Genomic DNA, 1,814 nt, shown 5'->3' on the forward strand with positions numbered 1-1,814 from the left:
CGATGGGCACTCTCGGCACAGTAGGGGCTGCAACGACCAAGCTCGCGAGAGATGGTCTTATTGGCTCTATGGAGGCGTTGTGCAATGGCTCGAGCTGAATAGCTCTGCCCATTAAGCCTAGATTCCCATAACAACCGACACACTTGGCAATAGCGAGAGAGGTCAGCTGGCTGTTCAATCTGGCATTTAAGCAAGAAGCCGTAACTCTGGTCTCTGAGTAAGGATATTCGTTTTCTAAGGCAGCAGAGGCTGTAGGGACCACTGCTAACAGCCTACGACGTTAGATAAAAGAGTGGAAGCAGCAAGAGAGTGACGTAATGCTGGTGCTGGTGCTGGTGCTGGTGCTGGTGCGCAATCTTAATTAGACCGGCTGCAGCATGAAGTCAAGCAGCTGCGTATGGAGAAAGAAACCCTAAATATGGCCAGCACTTTCTTTGCGAAATAAATGAATTAAAGTATAACTTTATCAAGAAGCAGCAAGGCCGCTTTCGAGCTAGGATGCTCTACCGAGCAATGCAGGTAAATATGAGTAGCGATTACCATTGGTGCCGCCGTAGTAATGGCTCGCTTGATACTCAAGAATGGCAACGATGCCATCGCCTGAAGGTCTTATTTGAAAAGTCTCGACAGAGCCCCGGAAGTCGTCGGTTAATGAAACTTCCACACCAAGAAGGTATTGCAGTCGGGCGCTATCGTTTCCGCAGGCTAATAAAAAAACCAGGTTTGACGGTAAGGCGCAAGAAGCGATTTACACTGACGACAGACCGTAAACACCAACTGCCGGCTGCAGAGAACCTACTGAATAGGGATTTCTCATCACGTACTAAAAGTCAAGCCTGGACTACTGATCTTACGTATATCTGGAATTTTCAGGGTTGGTTGTACTTAGCGATAGTGATCGATCTTCATTCACTCAAGATTGTTGGTTGGCACTTAGATCTCCAGATAGAACCGACTTTGGTAAGTCGTGCATTGGTGATGGTTGTCAATTTGCGTACACCCCTAAAGGTCTTTTGCATCACTCTGATCGAGGTCGTCAGTATGCCATACCTACCAAACGCTTGTGCGCGGGAAAGCGGCACCTTTACACGCATGGAATTTCATACGTTTATTTATTTTTAATTTCAGCGATCATCTCACCAGACTCATCTAGGCCTACCTCACTAAAACCAATACTCTGATAAAAGGATTTTGCAACTGAATTGTTCGGCAAGTAGCAAATCGTAATTCTCTTGCAGTTTGGCATTGAAGAAATGTCTGCGACCGTCCTTTGTAGTGCTAAGCGACCAACCCCCTTGTTTTGATGATCTTTATCCACCATAAATCTAAAAATATTGTATTCACCTTCTTTCCCTTCATAATCCAGCGACTCATACATAATAAAACCAACAGCTTGGTTATGGTGAAAAATACCCAAAGGCACACTAGACTCACCGTACGCAGCCTCAGCAAGTGAATAAATATTGGATGCCACAAAGCCTGCCTGACTATCCGAAACCTTCAACTTAATAATATCTTTCCAATTCTTTTTATCGACAGGTTTGATTGTAACTTCCATATCACCTCAGAAATTTAGCCATTTTCTAAAAAGCAACTACTCTACGGCCCAGTTACTCACCGATCCTGGCAAAGCCAAGTGACCAAGTGTTTTTTTATTTGTAGGAAAACGTTAGTAAGGGCTGAAGGTTTCCATAACCGACATTTGAGCAGCTGCCACTATAATTACAGCAATTACCACCTAGATTCCCATAACAACCGACACACTTGGCAATAGCGAGAGAGGTCAGCTGGCTGTAGGCTAGTAAGCTTCCACA

At 44.9% G+C, this 1,814-nt stretch carries 3 protein-coding genes; 1 reads left to right on the top strand and 2 read right to left on the bottom strand.

Features of this window, described 5'->3' with window-relative positions:
• On the bottom strand, positions 1-143 hold a 143-nt coding region (locus Q1A69_RS20510), incomplete at its 3' end, for a helix-turn-helix domain-containing protein (RefSeq protein WP_366525628.1).
• A 382-nt stretch (positions 144-525) separates the two neighbouring features.
• Here Q1A69_RS20510 and Q1A69_RS19870 point away from each other — a divergent pair.
• Positions 526-1,122, top strand: coding sequence for a DDE-type integrase/transposase/recombinase (locus Q1A69_RS19870; protein ID WP_299589590.1), 597 nt, complete (start codon positions 526-528; stop codon positions 1,120-1,122).
• Here Q1A69_RS19870 and Q1A69_RS19875 read toward each other — a convergent pair.
• On the bottom strand, positions 1,109-1,558 hold the full coding sequence (locus tag Q1A69_RS19875) for a GNAT family N-acetyltransferase (RefSeq protein WP_299589593.1): 450 nt from the start codon (positions 1,556-1,558) through the stop codon (positions 1,109-1,111). The genes Q1A69_RS19870 and Q1A69_RS19875 overlap by 14 nt on opposite strands.
• Positions 1,559-1,814: the final 256 nt, after the last annotated feature.

Origin of the sequence: uncultured Microbulbifer sp. (assembly GCF_947498635.1) — a bacterium.
Lineage (GTDB): Bacteria > Pseudomonadota > Gammaproteobacteria > Pseudomonadales > Cellvibrionaceae > Microbulbifer > Microbulbifer echini.

Excerpts from the sequence above, each read along its gene's own strand:
- Q1A69_RS19870 (WP_299589590.1), top strand. The coding sequence starts at position 526 with ATGAGTAGCGATTACCATTGGTGCCGCCGTAGTAATGGCTCGCTTGAT.
- Q1A69_RS19875 (WP_299589593.1), bottom strand. The coding sequence starts at position 1,558 with ATGGAAGTTACAATCAAACCTGTCGATAAAAAGAATTGGAAAGATATT.